General features: G+C 71.9%; 12 protein-coding genes. 8 read left to right on the top strand and 4 right to left on the bottom strand.

Annotation, left to right across the window (positions count from 1 at the left end; genetic code table 11):
• Positions 1-12 precede the first annotated feature (12 nt).
• Positions 13-834: an HAD family hydrolase gene (locus OG509_RS22290; RefSeq protein ID WP_406184236.1), complete on the bottom strand. Its 822-nt coding sequence runs from the start codon at positions 832-834 to the stop codon at positions 13-15.
• Positions 835-974: 140 nt separating this feature from the next.
• Here OG509_RS22290 and fahA point away from each other — a divergent pair, with 140 nt between their 5' ends.
• From fahA to OG509_RS22250, 8 genes are all read left to right on the top strand, one after another.
• On the top strand, positions 975-2,213 hold the full coding sequence (gene fahA / locus OG509_RS22285) for a fumarylacetoacetase (RefSeq protein WP_403742538.1): 1,239 nt from the start codon (positions 975-977) through the stop codon (positions 2,211-2,213).
• 151 nt (positions 2,214-2,364) lie between these two features.
• Entirely contained in the window at positions 2,365-3,135 is a 771-nt protein-coding gene (locus OG509_RS22280) for a GntR family transcriptional regulator (RefSeq protein WP_406184235.1), read from the top strand.
• A gap of 44 nt (positions 3,136-3,179) precedes the next feature.
• Positions 3,180-3,407 carry a ferredoxin family protein gene (locus OG509_RS22275; protein WP_030011381.1) on the top strand — a complete coding sequence of 76 codons (228 nt, stop codon included), beginning with the start codon at positions 3,180-3,182 and terminating at the stop codon, positions 3,405-3,407.
• Between the two features lie 14 nt (positions 3,408-3,421).
• Positions 3,422-4,780 carry an ABC transporter substrate-binding protein gene (locus OG509_RS22270; RefSeq protein ID WP_406184234.1) on the top strand — a complete coding sequence of 453 codons (1,359 nt, stop codon included), beginning with the start codon at positions 3,422-3,424 and terminating at the stop codon, positions 4,778-4,780.
• Entirely contained in the window at positions 4,777-5,619 is an 843-nt protein-coding gene (locus OG509_RS22265; RefSeq protein WP_406184233.1) for an ABC transporter permease, read from the top strand. Before OG509_RS22270 ends, OG509_RS22265 begins: the two co-directional genes overlap by 4 nt.
• Positions 5,620-5,637: 18 nt before the next feature.
• A complete protein-coding gene (locus OG509_RS22260; protein ID WP_406184232.1) occupies positions 5,638-6,399 on the top strand; it encodes an ABC transporter ATP-binding protein in 762 nt (253 codons plus the stop codon).
• 59 nt (positions 6,400-6,458) lie between these two features.
• Positions 6,459-9,182: a fumarate reductase/succinate dehydrogenase flavoprotein subunit gene (locus tag OG509_RS22255; protein ID WP_406187647.1), complete on the top strand. Its 2,724-nt coding sequence runs from the start codon at positions 6,459-6,461 to the stop codon at positions 9,180-9,182.
• Positions 9,183-9,273: 91 nt separating this feature from the next.
• On the top strand, positions 9,274-9,873 hold the full coding sequence (locus tag OG509_RS22250) for a Uma2 family endonuclease (RefSeq protein ID WP_406184231.1): 600 nt from the start codon (positions 9,274-9,276) through the stop codon (positions 9,871-9,873).
• A gap of 64 nt (positions 9,874-9,937) precedes the next feature.
• On the opposite strand, the gene nuoN is transcribed toward OG509_RS22250, so the two are convergent.
• Genes nuoN through nuoL form a run of 3 tightly spaced genes read right to left on the bottom strand, consistent with a single transcriptional unit; the run spans position 9,938 to position 15,088 of the window.
• Positions 9,938-11,584 carry an NADH-quinone oxidoreductase subunit NuoN gene (nuoN, locus tag OG509_RS22245; protein ID WP_385580647.1) on the bottom strand — a complete coding sequence of 549 codons (1,647 nt, stop codon included), beginning with the start codon at positions 11,582-11,584 and terminating at the stop codon, positions 9,938-9,940.
• A gap of 5 nt (positions 11,585-11,589) precedes the next feature.
• Entirely contained in the window at positions 11,590-13,191 is a 1,602-nt protein-coding gene (locus tag OG509_RS22240) for an NADH-quinone oxidoreductase subunit M (protein ID WP_406184230.1), read from the bottom strand.
• Position 13,192: 1 nt separating this feature from the next.
• The gene (gene nuoL, locus OG509_RS22235; protein ID WP_406184229.1) at positions 13,193-15,088 is read right to left on the bottom strand and encodes an NADH-quinone oxidoreductase subunit L; all 1,896 of its coding nucleotides are present in this window, start codon (positions 15,086-15,088) and stop codon (positions 13,193-13,195) included.
• Positions 15,089-15,091: the final 3 nt, after the last annotated feature.

Raw genomic sequence — 15,091 nt, 5'->3', positions numbered from 1 at the left:
GGCGGGGCCGGATCAGCCCGGGAAGAGGCGTTCCAGGACCACCGCGATGCCGTCCTGCTCGTTGGAGAGGGTCAGTTCGTCGGCCACGGCGATCAGTTCGCGGTGGGCGTTGGCCATGGCCACGCCGTGCGCCGCCCACGCGAACATCGGGATGTCGTTCGGCATGTCGCCGAAGGCGATCGTCGACGACGGGCCGACCCCCAGGACCTGCGCCGCCAGCGCCAGTCCGCTCGCCTTGCTGACGCCCGGCGGCTGGAGCTCCACCGTGTGCTCCCCCGCCATCGTCACGTTCACCAGGTCCCCGACCACCGCACGCGCGACCCGCGTCAGCTCGTCGTCGTCCAGCTCCGGGTGCTGGAGCAGCACCTTGTTGATCGGAGCGGCCCACAGGTCGCAGCGCCTGCGCACCCGGACCGTCGGCAGGTGCGGGTGCCACATCCGGTAGCCCGGCCCTATCAGCATCTCGGCGTCCACCCCCTCCTGGTTGACCGCCGCGTACACCTCACCGATCTCCGCCTCGATCTTCCCGAGCGCCACCTCGGCCAGCTCCCGGTCCAGCGCGATGGAGTGCAACAGGCGGGCGCGCGCCGTGTCGTACACCTGCGCGCCCTGCCCGCACACCGCAAGCCCCTCGTACCCGAGGTCGTCGAGCACATGGCGGACCTGCGGGACGGGGCGTCCGGTGACGATGATGTGCTGGGCGCCCGCGGCGCGCGCCCTCGCGAGCGCCGCGTACGAGCGGGCGGAGACGGTGTCTCCGGCGCGCAGCAGGGTTCCGTCCAGGTCAGTGGCGATCAAGGCGAACGGGAGGGCCGAAGGCGGGGCGGAAGTCACGGCGCAAGGATACGGACCCCTTTGGACAAGTCCTACAAATAGAACCCGAATCCGGCCTCCCACCGGCCCCACTGGCCACGTAACGTATCAACCAGCCGCCGGGACACCCCCGGACCGCATCGAAAGCGAGGCAGTACCCCATGCCCCAGCAGAGCCCCCTCGATGTCCCCGAGGGCGACCCGTTCGGGCCGCACAACCTCCCGTACGGCGTCTTCTCCACCCCCGGACCCACCTCCGCGGAGCCCGGCCGCCGTCGCATCGGCGTGCGCATCGGCGGACACGTGCTCGACGCGGGGGCGGCCGCGGCCGCGCTCGGTTCCCCGTACGCCACGCTGCTCGGGCAGTCCTCGCTCAACCCGCTGCTGGCCGCCGGCCGCACCGCCTGGCGCGACGTGCGCCGCGCGCTGACCGCGTGGGTGACCGACCCCGGCCACCGCGAGACGGTCGAGCCGCACCTCCTCCCGCTCGACGCCGTCACCCTGCACCTGCCGTACGAGGTCGCCGACTACGTCGACTTCTACGCGAGCGAGCACCACGCCACCAACGTGGGCCACATCTTCCGCCCGGACGGCGAGGCGCTGACCCCCAACTGGAAGCACCTGCCGATCGGTTACCACGGCCGGTCGGGCACGATCGTGGTCTCGGGGACGGATGTCGTACGGCCCTCCGGGCAGCGCAAGGCCCCGGCCGACGCGGCGCCCGTCTTCGGCCCGTCCGTCAAGCTCGACATCGAGGCGGAGGTCGGCTTCGTCGTCGGCACCCCGTCCGAGCAGGGCCGCCCGGTGCCGCTGGCCGATTTCGAGGACCACGTATTCGGGCTGTTCCTGCTCAACGACTGGTCGGCGCGCGACATCCAGGCCTGGGAGTACGTGCCGCTCGGCCCCTTCCTCGGCAAGTCCTTCGCCACCTCCGTCTCCGCCTGGGTCACCCCGCTGGAGGCCCTGGAGGCGGCCCGGGTCGCCCCGCCCGCCCGCGACTTCCCGCTGCTGCCGTACCTCGACGACGCCGAGGCCGACCGGCCCGGCGGCTTCGACCTGCGCATCACCGTCTCCATCAACGGGCAGGAGGTCGCGCAGCCGCCGTTCGCGACGATGTACTGGACCGCCGCCCAGCAGCTCGCGCACATGACGGTCAACGGCGCCTCCCTGCGCACCGGCGACGTCTACGGCTCGGGCACGGTCAGCGGACCCGAGGTCGGGCAGCGCGGCTCGCTGCTGGAGCTGACGTGGAACGGCCGCGACGCCATCGAGCTCGCCGACGGCAAGCGCACCTTCCTCGAAGACGGCGACACCGTCACCCTCACCGCCTGGGCCCCGGGCCAGGGCGGCACCCGCGTCGGCCTCGGCGAGGTCACCGGCCGCATTGTGGGATCCCGCTAATCCGGCCCTTGGGACGGACCACGGCACCGGGGTGGCGGAACTTTCCGCCACCCCGGCGTCATAGCAGGTCACAGCCCTGCCGCTGAGCCCCCGCGGTGGCGCAATACTGCGGCAACACCACTGGCCGGAAGCCGTCGGTATGTTCCGTGCCATGCCAGCCGAACGCACCCGTGAGCACACCGTCCCGGTCGCCGCCGCGCGCCGGCGGCGGCTGCGCGCGGACCGGGCGCGCCAGCTCGCCGACCTGTTGCGCCACCAGATCCTGGCCGGCGGCTACCCCGGCGGGGTCCTCCCGCTGGAGGACGTCCTCGCCGCCGAGTACGGAGCCGGCCGCAACACCGTCCGCCAGGCCCTCGACCTGCTGCGCGGCGAGCGGCTCGTCGAACGCCGGCCGGGGGTCGGGACCGTCGTCGTCTGCGAGAAGTACCCGCACGGTCTCGACCGCCTCCAGGGGCTGGCCGAGACCCTGCACGAGCACGGCCGGGTGACCAACGAGGTCCGCACGGTCGGCCCGGTGCGCGCCCCCGCCCCCGTCGCCGGCCGGCTGGGGCTCCCCGAGCACTCCGACGTGCTCTACATCGAGCGGCTGCGGCGGCTGAACGGGCTGCCGCTCTCCCTCGACCTCACGTACGTCCCCCTCGACATCGGCGCCGAGCTGCTCGGCTGCGACCTGGAGAACACCGACGTCTTCCGGCTGCTGGAGTCCCTGACCGGGCAGCCCCTCGGCCACGCCGAGATCACCCTGGAGGCCGTCAACGCCGACGCGCACTCCGCCGCCGTACTGCAGGCCCCGCGCGGGGCCGCCGTGCTGATGCTGGAGCGGCTCACCCATCTGGGCGACGGCCGGCCCGTGGACCTGGAGTTCATCCGCTTCCGCGGCGACCGGATCACCATGAGCGGCCTGCTCCACCGCTCCCTTTGACCGCCCCCTGCCCCCCTTGCGTACCCACCTTCCTGGAGACAGCCATGCCTGTGGTGCCCCAGCGCGGCGACGTGCCCGTGACCATCGACGAGTCCCTGTGCATCGACGGCTGCACCCTCTGCGTCGACATGTGCCCGCTCGACTCGCTCGCGATCCGCGAGGACAACGGCAAGGCGTACATGCACGTCGACGAGTGCTGGTACTGCGGCCCGTGCGCCGCCCGCTGCCCCACGGGCGCGGTGACCGTCAACATGCCCTACCTGCTCCGGTGAAAGGCCCCGCTGTGATGCGCAGTTCGAGACCGCCGTTCGCCCTCGCCCTCGCCGTGCTCCTCGTTCCGCTCGCCAGCGGGTGCGGCGGGAGCGCGGCCGGGGCCGACGGCCCCAGGACCGTGACGGTGACCGTCGGCTACCAGTCCAAGACCATCAACACCGTCACCGCCGGCACCCTGCTGCGCTCCCTCCGCTACTTCGAGCAGCAGCTCGCGGAGCGCGGCCGGCGGGACGGGGTCACGTACAAGGTCGACTGGCAGGACTACGCCACGGGCGCGCCGATCACCGCCCAGATGACCGCCGGGAAGATCGACATCGGCTCGATGGGCGACTTCCCGCTGCTGATCAACGCGGCGCGCGGCAAGGAGCTGGGGCAGCCGACCCGGCTCGTCTCCGTGACCGGCTACAACCTGCGCGGCGGCCTCAACACCATCGTCACCGCGCCCGGTGCGACGTACGCCTCGCTGGCCGATCTGCGCGGCAAGAAGGTGTCGACCTCGGTCGGCTCGGCCGCGGACGGGACCCTCGTACGGGCCCTGCGGCGCGCCGGGATCGATCCCGCGAGCGGCATCCAGAAGCTCAACCAGCAGCCCAGCGTGGGGGCTTCGGCCCTCCAGGCGGGCAGCGCGGACGCGCTGTCGCAGTTCGTGGCCTGGCCCGGGCAGCTCGCGTACGAGGGGAAGGCCAAGGCCCTGTACGACGGCGCCGAGCTGAACCTGCCGACGTTCCACGGGGTCACGGTGCGGCAGAAGTTCGCGGCCGAGCGGGCCGGCGTACTGGACGACTTCCTGCGGGCGCAGCGCAAGGCGACCGAGTACCTGCGGACGCAGCCGGTCGCGGCGGCGGAGTCGGTGGCGAAGGAGACCGGGCTGCCGGCGGAGGTCGTGTACCTCTACAACGGCGCGAACGGGATCGCGACCTTCGACCCGGCGCTGCGGCCGGAGCTGCTGGCGGCGCTGAAGGAGGACGTACCGGTCCTCAAGGACGCGAAGCTGGTCGGGGACGTGGACGTGGACGCGTTCGTGGACCCGGCGCCGCTCAAGCGGGCCGCGGCGGAGCCCGATTACCCGGCGGCGGCGCCCGCCCGCCCCGAGCTGTGGCTGAGGAACGAGCCGGCCACGCGGACGTACGACACCCCGGCGGCCCTGTTGAAGGCCCTGAAGGGCGCGGGCGCGGCGGCGGTCCGGGCAGCGTACGTGCCGGACGCGGTGACCGGGACCCCGTGGTTCGCCGACAAGGCGGTGTGGGTGGCGGAGGGCGCCGAGCTGCGGGCGTTCGTCACGCCGGCGGGCGCGAAGTCGTACGTCGACCAGCACGCGGGATCCGGGGCGCGGATCGTGGGCTTCGCCGAAGCCGAAGGCATCGCGTCATGACCCCGGGGCGCAGGCTGCTGCGGCTGGCTTCGCTCGGGGCGGCCCTGGTGGCGTGGCAGCTGCTGACTTCGCTGGACGTCGAATTCTGGCTCCGCTTCGGGCAGTTCCCGACGGTGACGCAGGTGGCGTCGAAGCTGGCGGAGCGGGCGTCGACGGCCCCGTACTGGGAGGACCTCTTCTCCAGCCTGCGCAGGATCGTGTCGGGCTTCGCGCTGGCGGCGGCCCTGGGGGTGGCGGTGGGCACCGCGATCGCCCGCTCGCGGGTGGCGGCGGACGTGCTCGGCCCGGTCCTGGAGGTCGTGCGCCCGGTCCCGGCCATCGCGCTGGTCCCGGTGGCGATCCTCCTCTTCCCCTCGAACGAGCAGGGGATCGTGTTCATCACGTGCGCGGCGGCGTTCTTCCCGGTGCTGGTCTCCACGCGCCACGCAGTGGCGGCGCTGTCGCCGGTCTGGGAGGAGGCGGCCCTCACGATGGGCGCGACACGGGCGCGCGTGCTGCTGTCGGTGGTCCTCCCGGGCTCCCTCCCCGGCGTCTTCGGGGGCCTGTCGGTCGGGATCGGGGTGTCGTGGATCTGCGTGATCTCGGCGGAGATGATCTCGGGTGAGTACGGCGTCGGCTACCGCACCTGGCAGGACTACACGGTGGTGGACTACCCGGGGGTCTTCGTCGGCATGGCCACGATCGGCGCCCTGGGCTGGCTGACGTCGACGGCGGTGGAGCGGCTGGGACGCCTCCTGACCCGCTGGCTCCCGACGCGCGCCGCAGGCTTCGCCCCGAGCCCGAGCCCGAGCCCAAACCCGAGCCACCGCCGGCCGGCCCCGGAACCAGCCGTCCCGTAAGCCCCTCGGAGGTCCCCCATGCCCACATCAGCAGCCCCACTCACCACGACCGTCACCACCACGGCATCGCGGCCCGGCTCCGCCCTCCGGCTCGATGGCGTCCGGCTCGGCCGGCCCGGCGGCCCGGCCGTCCTCGACCGGCTCGACCTCGACATCCGGCCCGGCGAGGTGCTGGCCGTCGTCGGGCCCTCCGGATGCGGGAAGTCCACACTGCTGCGCACCCTCGCCGGGCTGCTGCCCCCGCTCGCCGGCACCGTCACGCAGGACGGAACCCCGATCACCGGGCCAGGCGCCGACCGGGCGCTCGTCTTCCAGGACGACGCCCTGCTGCCGTGGCGCACCGTACGGGGGAACCTGGAACTGCCGCTCCTCATCCGGCGCGTGCCCCGCGCCGAGCGGCGCCGGACCGCCGAGGACTGGCTGGCGCGCGTCGGACTCGCCGATCACGCCCTCAGGCTTCCCCACCAGCTCTCCGGCGGCCAGCGCCAGCGCGTACAGCTCGCCCGCGCCCTCGCCGCGCGCCCCCGCGCCGTCCTCATGGACGAGCCCTTCGGCGCACTCGACGCCCAGACCCGCGCCGGGATGCAGGACCTTCTGGTCGAGGTCCTCGCCGGCACCGGGGCGACGGTCGTCTTCGTCACCCACGACGTGGACGAGGCCCTGTTCGTGGGCGACCGCGTCGCCCTCCTCGCCACCGGCGCGGTGCTCGACGTACCGGCTCCGCGCGACCGGTCCGCGGATCATTCGGCCCTCCGCCGCCGGATCCTCGCCTCCCTGTGACCCCCGAGACCTCCGACACCCCCGAGACCCCCGACCACCCCCGAAGGGCAACCCCCACCATGGACATCCCCGCACTCGCCGACGCCGAGGAACTCTCCTGCGACGTCCTCGTCATCGGCGGCGGCACCGCCGGCACCATGGCGGCCCTGACCGCCGCCGGCCGCGGCGCGCGGGTCCTGCTGCTGGAGAAGGCCCACGTACGCCACTCCGGCGCCCTCGCCATGGGCATGGACGGGGTCAACAACGCGGTCGTCCCCGGCCGCGCCGAGCCCGACGACTACGTAGCCGAGATCACCCGCGCCAACGACGGCGTCGTCGACCAGTCCACGGTCCGCCGGACCGCAACCCGCGGCTTCGCGATGGTGCAGCGCCTGGAGTCGTACGGCGTGAAGTTCGAGAAGGACGAGCACGGCGAGTACGCGGTCCGCCGGGTCCACCGCTCCGGCTCGTACGTACTGCCCATGCCCGAGGGCAAGGACGTCAAGAAGGTCCTCTACCGGCAGCTGCGCCGCCGCGAGATGCGCGAGCGGATCCGGATCGAGAACCGGGTGATGCCGGTGCGGGTCCTCACCTCGCCCGAGGACGGCCGGGCCATCGGAGCCGCCGCCCTCAACACCCGTACCGGCGCCTTCGTGACGGTCCGCGCGGGCGCCGTGATCCTCGCGACCGGCCCCTGCGGCCGGCTCGGACTCCCCGCCTCCGGATACCTGTACGGGACGTACGAGAACCCCACCAACGCCGGTGACGGCTACGCCATGGCCTACCACGCGGGCGCGGCCCTCACCGGGATCGAGTGCTTCCAGATCAACCCGCTGATCAAGGACTACAACGGACCGGCGTGTGCGTACGTCGCGAACCCCTTCGGCGGCTACCAGGTCAACCGGCACGGGGAGCGGTTCGTCGACTCCGACTACTGGTCAGGGCAGATGATGTCGGAGTTCGCGGCCGAACTCGCCTCGGACCGGGGGCCGGTGTACCTGAAGCTCAGCCACCTCCCGGAGGAGTCGGTCTCCGCCCTCGAATCGATCCTGCACACCACCGAGCGGCCGACCCGCGGCACCTTCCACGAGGGCCGCGGCCACGACTACCGCACGCACGACATCGAGATGCACATCTCGGAGATCGGACTGTGCGGGGGCCACTCGGCGTCGGGCGTGCGCGTCGACGACCACGCGCGCACCACCGTGCCGCGGCTGTACGCGGCCGGGGACCTGGCCTCCGTACCGCACAACTACATGATCGGGGCGTTCGTCTTCGGCGACCTGGCCGGCGAGGACGCGGCGCAGTACACCGCGTACGAGGGCCCGCTCCCGGCGGAGCAGGTGGCGGCGGCGCACGAGCTGGTCTACCGGCCGCTGCGCCGGCCGGACGGGCCGCCGCAGCCGCAGGTGGAGTACAAGCTGCGGCGGTTCGTCAACGACTACGTGGCCCCGCCGAAGACGGGCGCGAAGCTGTCGCTGGCCGTGGAGGCCTTCACCCGGATGGGCCGCGAGATCGAGGAGATGGGGGCGCGGACCCCGCACGAGCTGATGCGGTGCGCGGAGGTGTCCTTCATCCGGGACTGCGCGGAGATGGCGGCGCGGGCCTCGCTGGCGCGGACGGAGTCCCGCTGGGGCCTGTACCACGAGCGGCTCGACCACCCGGAGCGCGAGGACCCGGCCTGGCTGCACCACCTGGACCTGCGCAAGTCGGCCTCGGGCGCGATGGAGTTCACGGCCCGCCCGGTGGAGCCGTACGTGGTCCCCGTCCCCGAATTCGCCCCGCAGGGCGGCCCCTCCCGCCACCTGGGCGAGGTCGAACTGGTCGGCGTGGCCACGGCGGGACCGAGCGGGGCCGCCCCGCTCCCGGGCCGGGGTCCGGAACCCACGGCGCCCTCCGAGGCCTCCCCCGCCGGGGCCGGGGAGGTCGGCGGCGCCTCGCCCCGGATCCTCGAACTCCTGGCCCTGGCCGAGGAGTCCCCGGACCTGGCGGTCCTGCGCCCGTACCTCACCGACCCCGATCCGGCGGTACGGGCCGCCGCGGTGACCGCGATCGGCGAGACCGTCCCGGCCGGGGCGGGCCCGGAGCTGGCGGCCCGCCTCGGCGATGCGGATCCTGCCGTACGGGCGGCCGCCGCGGGCTCGCTGCGGGAGCTGCTGGAGGTCCTGCCCGGGGACCCGGAGCTCGGGGCCGCCCTGCGCGCGGCGCTCCCCGTACCGGATCCGGTGGTGCGCGCGGCCGCCCTGGAGGCCCTGCGCGCGCTGCGGCTCGGTGGCGCCGGCCTGTACGCGCAGTCCCTCGCGGACCCCGACCCGGAGGTCCGTATCCATGCCGTACGGGCGCTGGTCTCGGTGGACGCCGTCCCGGCCCTGGCGCGGGCCGCGGCGGACCCGGCCCGGGAGGTCCGGGTCGCGGTGGCCAAGGGGCTCGCGGCGGTCCACGCCCCGGCCCCGGACCCGCTGGACCCGCTCCTCACGGACCCGGACCCGCTGGTCCGGGCCGCGGCCCTGGCGGCGCTGGCCGCCACCGGCTGCCCGGCCCCGTACGCCGCCACGGCCGTGGCCGCCCTGGCCGACCCCGCATGGCAGGTCCGCACCGGCGCCGCCACCGCCCTCGCGGCGGCCGACCCCGCCACGGCCGTCGCCCCCCTGGCCACGGCCCTGAAGGACGACAACGCGGACGTCCGCAAGGCCGCCGTCCTCTCCCTCCGCACCCACCACACCGTCTCCGAGGCCCGCACGGCCCTGTCCACGGCCGCCTCGGACCCGGACGCGGATGTCCGCGCATATGCCAATCGCCACTGACTCCGTCAACAGCACGACACCGTTCACACGCGAGTACGGTCCTCCAACGATCCCCGGCGATACGCTGGACCGACTCGCGAGACTCCAGTTCATGGGAGCACTGATGAACCCGGAATACAGCTGGCCGATCCCGCCCGCGGGCGGCTGGACTGCCGATGACCTGGACACGCTTCCGAATCTGCCTCCGCACACGGAGCTGATCGACGGGAGCCTGATTTTCGTGAGTCCGCAGACCCGTTTCCACGTGCGTGCGGTGAGTTTCTTCGAACGGCAGCTGAGCGCCTTGGCACCGGACGGGCTCGATGTGCTTCGGAAGTTCACCATCGACATCGACCGTCGGAACCGTCCTGAGCCGGATGTCATCGTGGTACCCGCGGAAGACGACGAGGATCCCGATCAGACCCGGCTTCCGGCCGAGTCCGTCCGGCTCGCGATTGAAGTGGTGTCCCCGGAATCGATCAGCCGTGACCGCGAGACCAAACCCGTGAAGTACGCCCGCGCCAATATCCCCCACTTCTGGCGGGTCGAGAACCAGGATGGCCGGGCAGTGGTCTACGTCTTCGAGCGCGAACCGGCCACCGGTTCCTATACGAGTACCGGGATCTTCCATGACCGGCTGAAGGTCTCCGTCCCCTTCCCCATCGACCTGGACCTCACCGAGATCTGGCCGAAACGGCGGGGGCCGGAGTAACCGGCACACGGCAAAGGGCCCGGCTCCCCGAAGGGAGCCGGGCCCTGACACGTACGCCGTACGGCTACCGGACGAACGTGCTCGCCTGACCCGCCAGGTCCAGGAAGTACTGCGGGGCCACGCCCAGGACCAGGGTCACCGCCACGCCCACCGCGATCGTCGTCATCGTCAGCGGGGAGGGGACGGCCACCGTCGGGCCGTCCGCCTTCGGCTCGCTGAAGAACATCAGGACGATCACCCGGATGTAGAAGAACGCGGCGATCGCGGACGAGATCACACCGACCACGACCAGCACCCCGGCGCCGCCCTCCGCCGCCGCCTTGAACACGGCGAACTTGCCGGAGAAGCCCGAGGTCAGCGGGATGCCGGCGAAGGCCAGCAGGAACACCGCGAAGACCGCCGCCGTCAGCGGCGAACGGCGGCCCAGGCCGGCCCACTTGGACAGGTGCGTGGCCTCCCCGCCCGCGTCGCGCACCAGCGTGATCACCGCGAAGGCGCCGATCGTCACGAAGGAGTACGCGAGCAGGTAGAAGAGGACTGACTGGACGCCCTGCGCCGACGTCGCGATCACACCGGCCAGGATGAAGCCCGCGTGCGCGATCGAGGAGTACGCCAGCAGCCGCTTGACGTCGGTCTGGGTCACCGCGATCACGGCGCCCGCCAGCATCGTCAGGATCGCCACGCCCCACATCACCGGCCGCCAGTCCCACCGCAGGCCCGGCAGGACCACGTACAGCAGCCGGAGCAGCGCGCCGAACGCGGCCACCTTCGTCGCCGCCGCCATGAAGCCCGTGACCGGGGTCGGGGCGCCCTGGTAGACGTCCGGGGTCCACATGTGGAACGGGACCGCGCCGACCTTGAAGAGCAGGCCCGTCAGGATCAGCGCCCCGCCGATCAGCAGCAGCGCGTCGTTGCCCATGGTGTCGGCGAGCGCCGGGTCGATCTTGGTGACCGTGCCGTCGACCACGTCGGCGATGGCCGCGTACGAGACCGAGCCCGCGTACCCGTAGACCAGGGCGATGCCGAAGAGGAGGAAGGCCGAGGAGAAGGCGCCGAGCAGGAAGTACTTGACCGCCGCCTCCTGTGACATCAGCCGCTGGCGGCGGGCGACGGCGCAGAGCAGGTACAGCGGGAGGGAGAAGACCTCCAGGGCCACGAACAGCGTCAGCAGGTCGTTGGCCGCCGGGAAGACCAGCATGCCGGAGACTGCGAACAGCGCCAGCGGGAAGACCTCGGTGGTGGTGAAGCCCGCCTTGACGGCGGCCTTCTCGCTCTCGCTGCCCGGTACGGACGCCGCCTGCGCGGCGAAGGAGTCCACCCGGTTGCCGTGGGCGGCCGGGTCCAGGCGCCGCTCGGCGAAGGTGAAGACCGCGACGATCGCGGACAGCAGGATGATGCCCTGGAGGAACAGCGCCGGGCCGTCCACGGCCACGGCGCCCATCGCCGCGATGTGCGCCTTGTCGCTGCCGTACCCGCCGGCGGCGAGGCCGACGACCGCCGCGAAGGCCGAGGCCAGCGCGGCGACGGCGAGGAACACCTGGACGTAGTAGCGGGACTTGCGCGGTACGAAGGCCTCGACGAGGACTCCGAGGACCGCCGCGCCCACCACGATCAGCGTGGGCGCGAGCTGCGCGTACTCGATGTGCGGGGCCGGGATCCGGTCGACCGGCTCCCCGGCCGCCAGCGTCAGCAGCCCTTGGGCAGCAGCCATCGTGCTCACTTCGCCGCCTCCCCGTTCTTGGCCTCGACGGCCACCTGTGGCTTCGGGTCCTTCTCGTGTACGTCGGACATGGTGTGCTCCACCGCCGGGTTGACGATCTGGGTGAGCGGCTTCGGGTACACGCCCAGCCCGATCAGCAGCACGATCAGCGGGGCGACCACCAGCACCTCGCGCAGGCGCAGGTCCTTCATGGTGCGGACCTCCTCCTTCACGGGGCCGGTCATCGTGCGCTGGTAGAGCACCAGGGTGTAGAGCGCGGCCAGCACGATGCCGATGGTGGCGATGATGCCGATGACGGGGTACCGGGCGAACGTGCCGACCAGGACCAGGAATTCACTGACGAAGGGCGCGAGGCCCGGCAGCGACAGGGTGGCGAGGCCACCGATCAGGAAGGTGCCGGCCAGTACCGGGGCCACCTTCTGCACACCGCCGTAGTCGGCGATGAGCCGGGAGCCGCGGCGCGAGATCAGGAAGCCGGCCACCAGCATCAGCGCGGCCGTCGAGATCCCGTGGTTGACCATGTACAGCGTCGCGCCCGACTGTCCCTGGGAGGTCATCGCGAAGATGCCCATGATGATGAACCCGAAGTGGGAGATCGACGCGTACGCGACCAGCCGCTTGATGTCCCGCTGCCCGACCGCGACCAGCGCGCCGTAGACGATGCTGATCAGGGCCAGGACGAGGATGGCCGGCGTGGCCCACTTGCTGGCGTCGGGGAACAGCCCGAGACAGAAGCGGAGCATCGCGAACGTGCCGACCTTGTCGACGACCGCGGTGATCAGGACGGCGACCGGGGCGGTGGACTCGCCCATCGCGTTCGGCAGCCAGGTGTGCAGCGGCCACAGCGGGGCCTTCACCGCGAAGGCGAAGAAGAAGCCGAGGAACAGCAGCCGCTCGGTGTTGGTCGCCATGTCGAGCGTGCCCGCGGCGCGGGCTGCGGTGATCTCCTGGAGCGAGAAGTTCCCGGCGACCACGTACAGGCCGATGACGGCGGCCAGCATGATGAGGCCGCCGACCAGGTTGTAGAGGAGGAACTTGACCGCCGCGTACGAACGCTGCGCGGCCGCGTTCTCATCGGACCCGGCATGGGCCCGGTCCCCGAAGCCGCCGATGAGGAAGTACATCGGGATGAGCATGGCTTCGAAGAAGATGTAGAAGAGGAAGACGTCGGTGGCCTCGAAGGAGATGATCACCATCGCCTCGACCAGCAGGATCAGGGCGAAGAAGCCCTGCGTCGGCCGCCAGCGCGAGTTCGCCGGGGATTCGGTCTCCAGCGGGTCGGCGTCGTGCCAGCCGGCCCCGATCACGAACGGGATCAGCAGGGCGGTGAGCGCGATCAGCGCCACCCCGATGCCGTCGACGCCCAGTTCGTAGCGGACGCCGAAGTCGGGGATCCAGGCATGCGATTCGGTGAGCTGGTAGCGGGCGCCACCGGGCTCGAAGCGGACCGTGACGAGCGCGGCCAGGGCCAGCGTCGCCAGGGAGAAGACCAGCGCCAGCCACTTGGCGGCGGTCCTGCGGGCGGCCGGGACGGCCGCCGTCAGGACGGCGCCGGCCGCGGGGACCACGGCCGTCACCGTCAGAAGCGGGAAACTCATCTCACACCGCCCTCATCAGCAGGGTCGCGGCGATGAGGATCGCCGTGCCCCCGAACATCGAGACCGCGTAGCTGCGGGCGTAGCCGTTCTGCAGCTTGCGCAGCCGGCCCGAGGCCCCGCCGACCGAGGCGGCCGTCCCGTTGACCACCCCGTCGACCAGGCTGTGGTCGACGTACACGAGCGAGCGGGTCAGGTGCTCCCCGCCGCGCACCAGCACGACGTGGTTGAAGTCGTCCTGGTACAGGTCCTTGCGCGCCGCCCGGGTGGCCCAGCTGCCGCGCGGGGCGACGACCGGGACGGGCTTCCTGCCGTACTGGACGTAGGCGAGGCCCACGCCGATGAGCAGGACCACCACCGTCGAGGCGGTGATGGCGGCGGCTCCGATCGGCGGGTTCCCGTGCTCGAAGGAGGTGACGGGCTCCAGCCACTTCACGAAGGACTCGTTGAAGCTGAAGAGGGCACCGGCGAAGACCGATCCGAAGGCCAGGACGACCATCGGGAGGGTCATGGACTTCGGGGACTCGTGCGGGTGCGGCTCGTGGCCCTCCGCATCCGGCTGCCAGCGCTTCTCGCCGAAGAAGGTCAGCAGCATTACGCGGGTCATGTAGAACGCGGTGATGGCCGCGCCCAGCAGGGTGACCGCGCCCAGGATCCAGCCCTCGGTGCCGCCCTTCGCGAAGGCCGCCTCGATGATCTTGTCCTTGGACCAGAAGCCCGACAGGCCCGGGAAGCCGATGATGGCGAGGTAGCCGAGACCGAAGGTGACGAAGGTGATCGGCATGAACTTGCGCAGTCCGCCGTAGCGCCGCATGTCCACCTCGTCGTTCATCCCGTGCATCACGGAACCCGCGCCGAGGAAGAGGCCGGCCTTGAAGAACCCGTGCGTCACCAGGTGCATGATCGCGAAGGCGTAGCCGATGGGGCCGAGGCCCGCTGCCAGGATCATGTACCCGATCTGCGACATCGTCGAGCCGGCGAGGGCCTTCTTGATGTCGTCCTTCGCGCAACCGACGATCGCACCGAAGAGGAGCGTGACCCCGCCGACCACGACGACCGCGGTCTGCGCGTCCGGCGCGGCGTTGAAGATCGCCCCGGAGCGGGTGATGAGGTACACGCCCGCCGTCACCATCGTCGCCGCGTGGATCAGGGCCGAGACCGGGGTCGGGCCCTCCATCGCGTCACCGAGCCAGGACTGCAGCGGCACCTGGGCCGACTTGCCGCAGGCGGCGAGCAGCAGCATCAGGGCGACCGCCGTCAGCTTGCCCTCCGTCGCGTTCCCCACCGAGGCGAAGACCGGTCCGAAGGCGAAGGTGCCGAAGGTGGTGAACAGCAGCATGATCGCGATCGACAGGCCCATGTCGCCGACCCGGTTGACCAGGAAGGCCTTCTTCGCGGCGGTCGCCGCGCTGGGCTTGTGCTGCCAGAAGCCGATGAGCAGGTACGAGGCGAGGCCGACGCCCTCCCACCCGACGTACAGCAGCAGGTAGTTGTCGGCGAGGACCAGCAGGAGCATCGCCGCGAGGAACAGGTTCAGGTAGCCGAAGAAGCGGCGGCGGCGCTCGTCGTGCTCCATGTACCCGATGGAGTAGATGTGGATGAGCGTGCCGACCCCGGTGATCAGCAGGACGAACGTCATCGACAGCTGGTCGAGCTGGAAGGCGACGTCCGCCTGGAAGCCCTCGACGGGGATCCAGGTGTACAGCTTCTGGTACAGGGTCCGGTCGTCGGCGCTGCGTCCGAGCATGTCGGCGAACAGGGCCACGCCGATGCCGAAGGAGGCGGCGGCGAGCAGGGTGCCGAGCCAGTGGCCGGCCTTGTCGAGGCGCCGGCCGCCGCACAGCAGCACCACCGCTCCGAGCAGGGGCGCCGCGATCAGCAGCCCAATCAGATTCTCCACTGT

This window comes from Streptomyces sp. NBC_01006 (assembly GCF_045162725.1).
Classification (GTDB): Bacteria; Actinomycetota; Actinomycetes; order Streptomycetales; family Streptomycetaceae; genus Streptomyces.
Note: the sequence above shows the minus strand (reverse complement) of the source record. Positions and strands in the feature narration are given on the sequence as shown.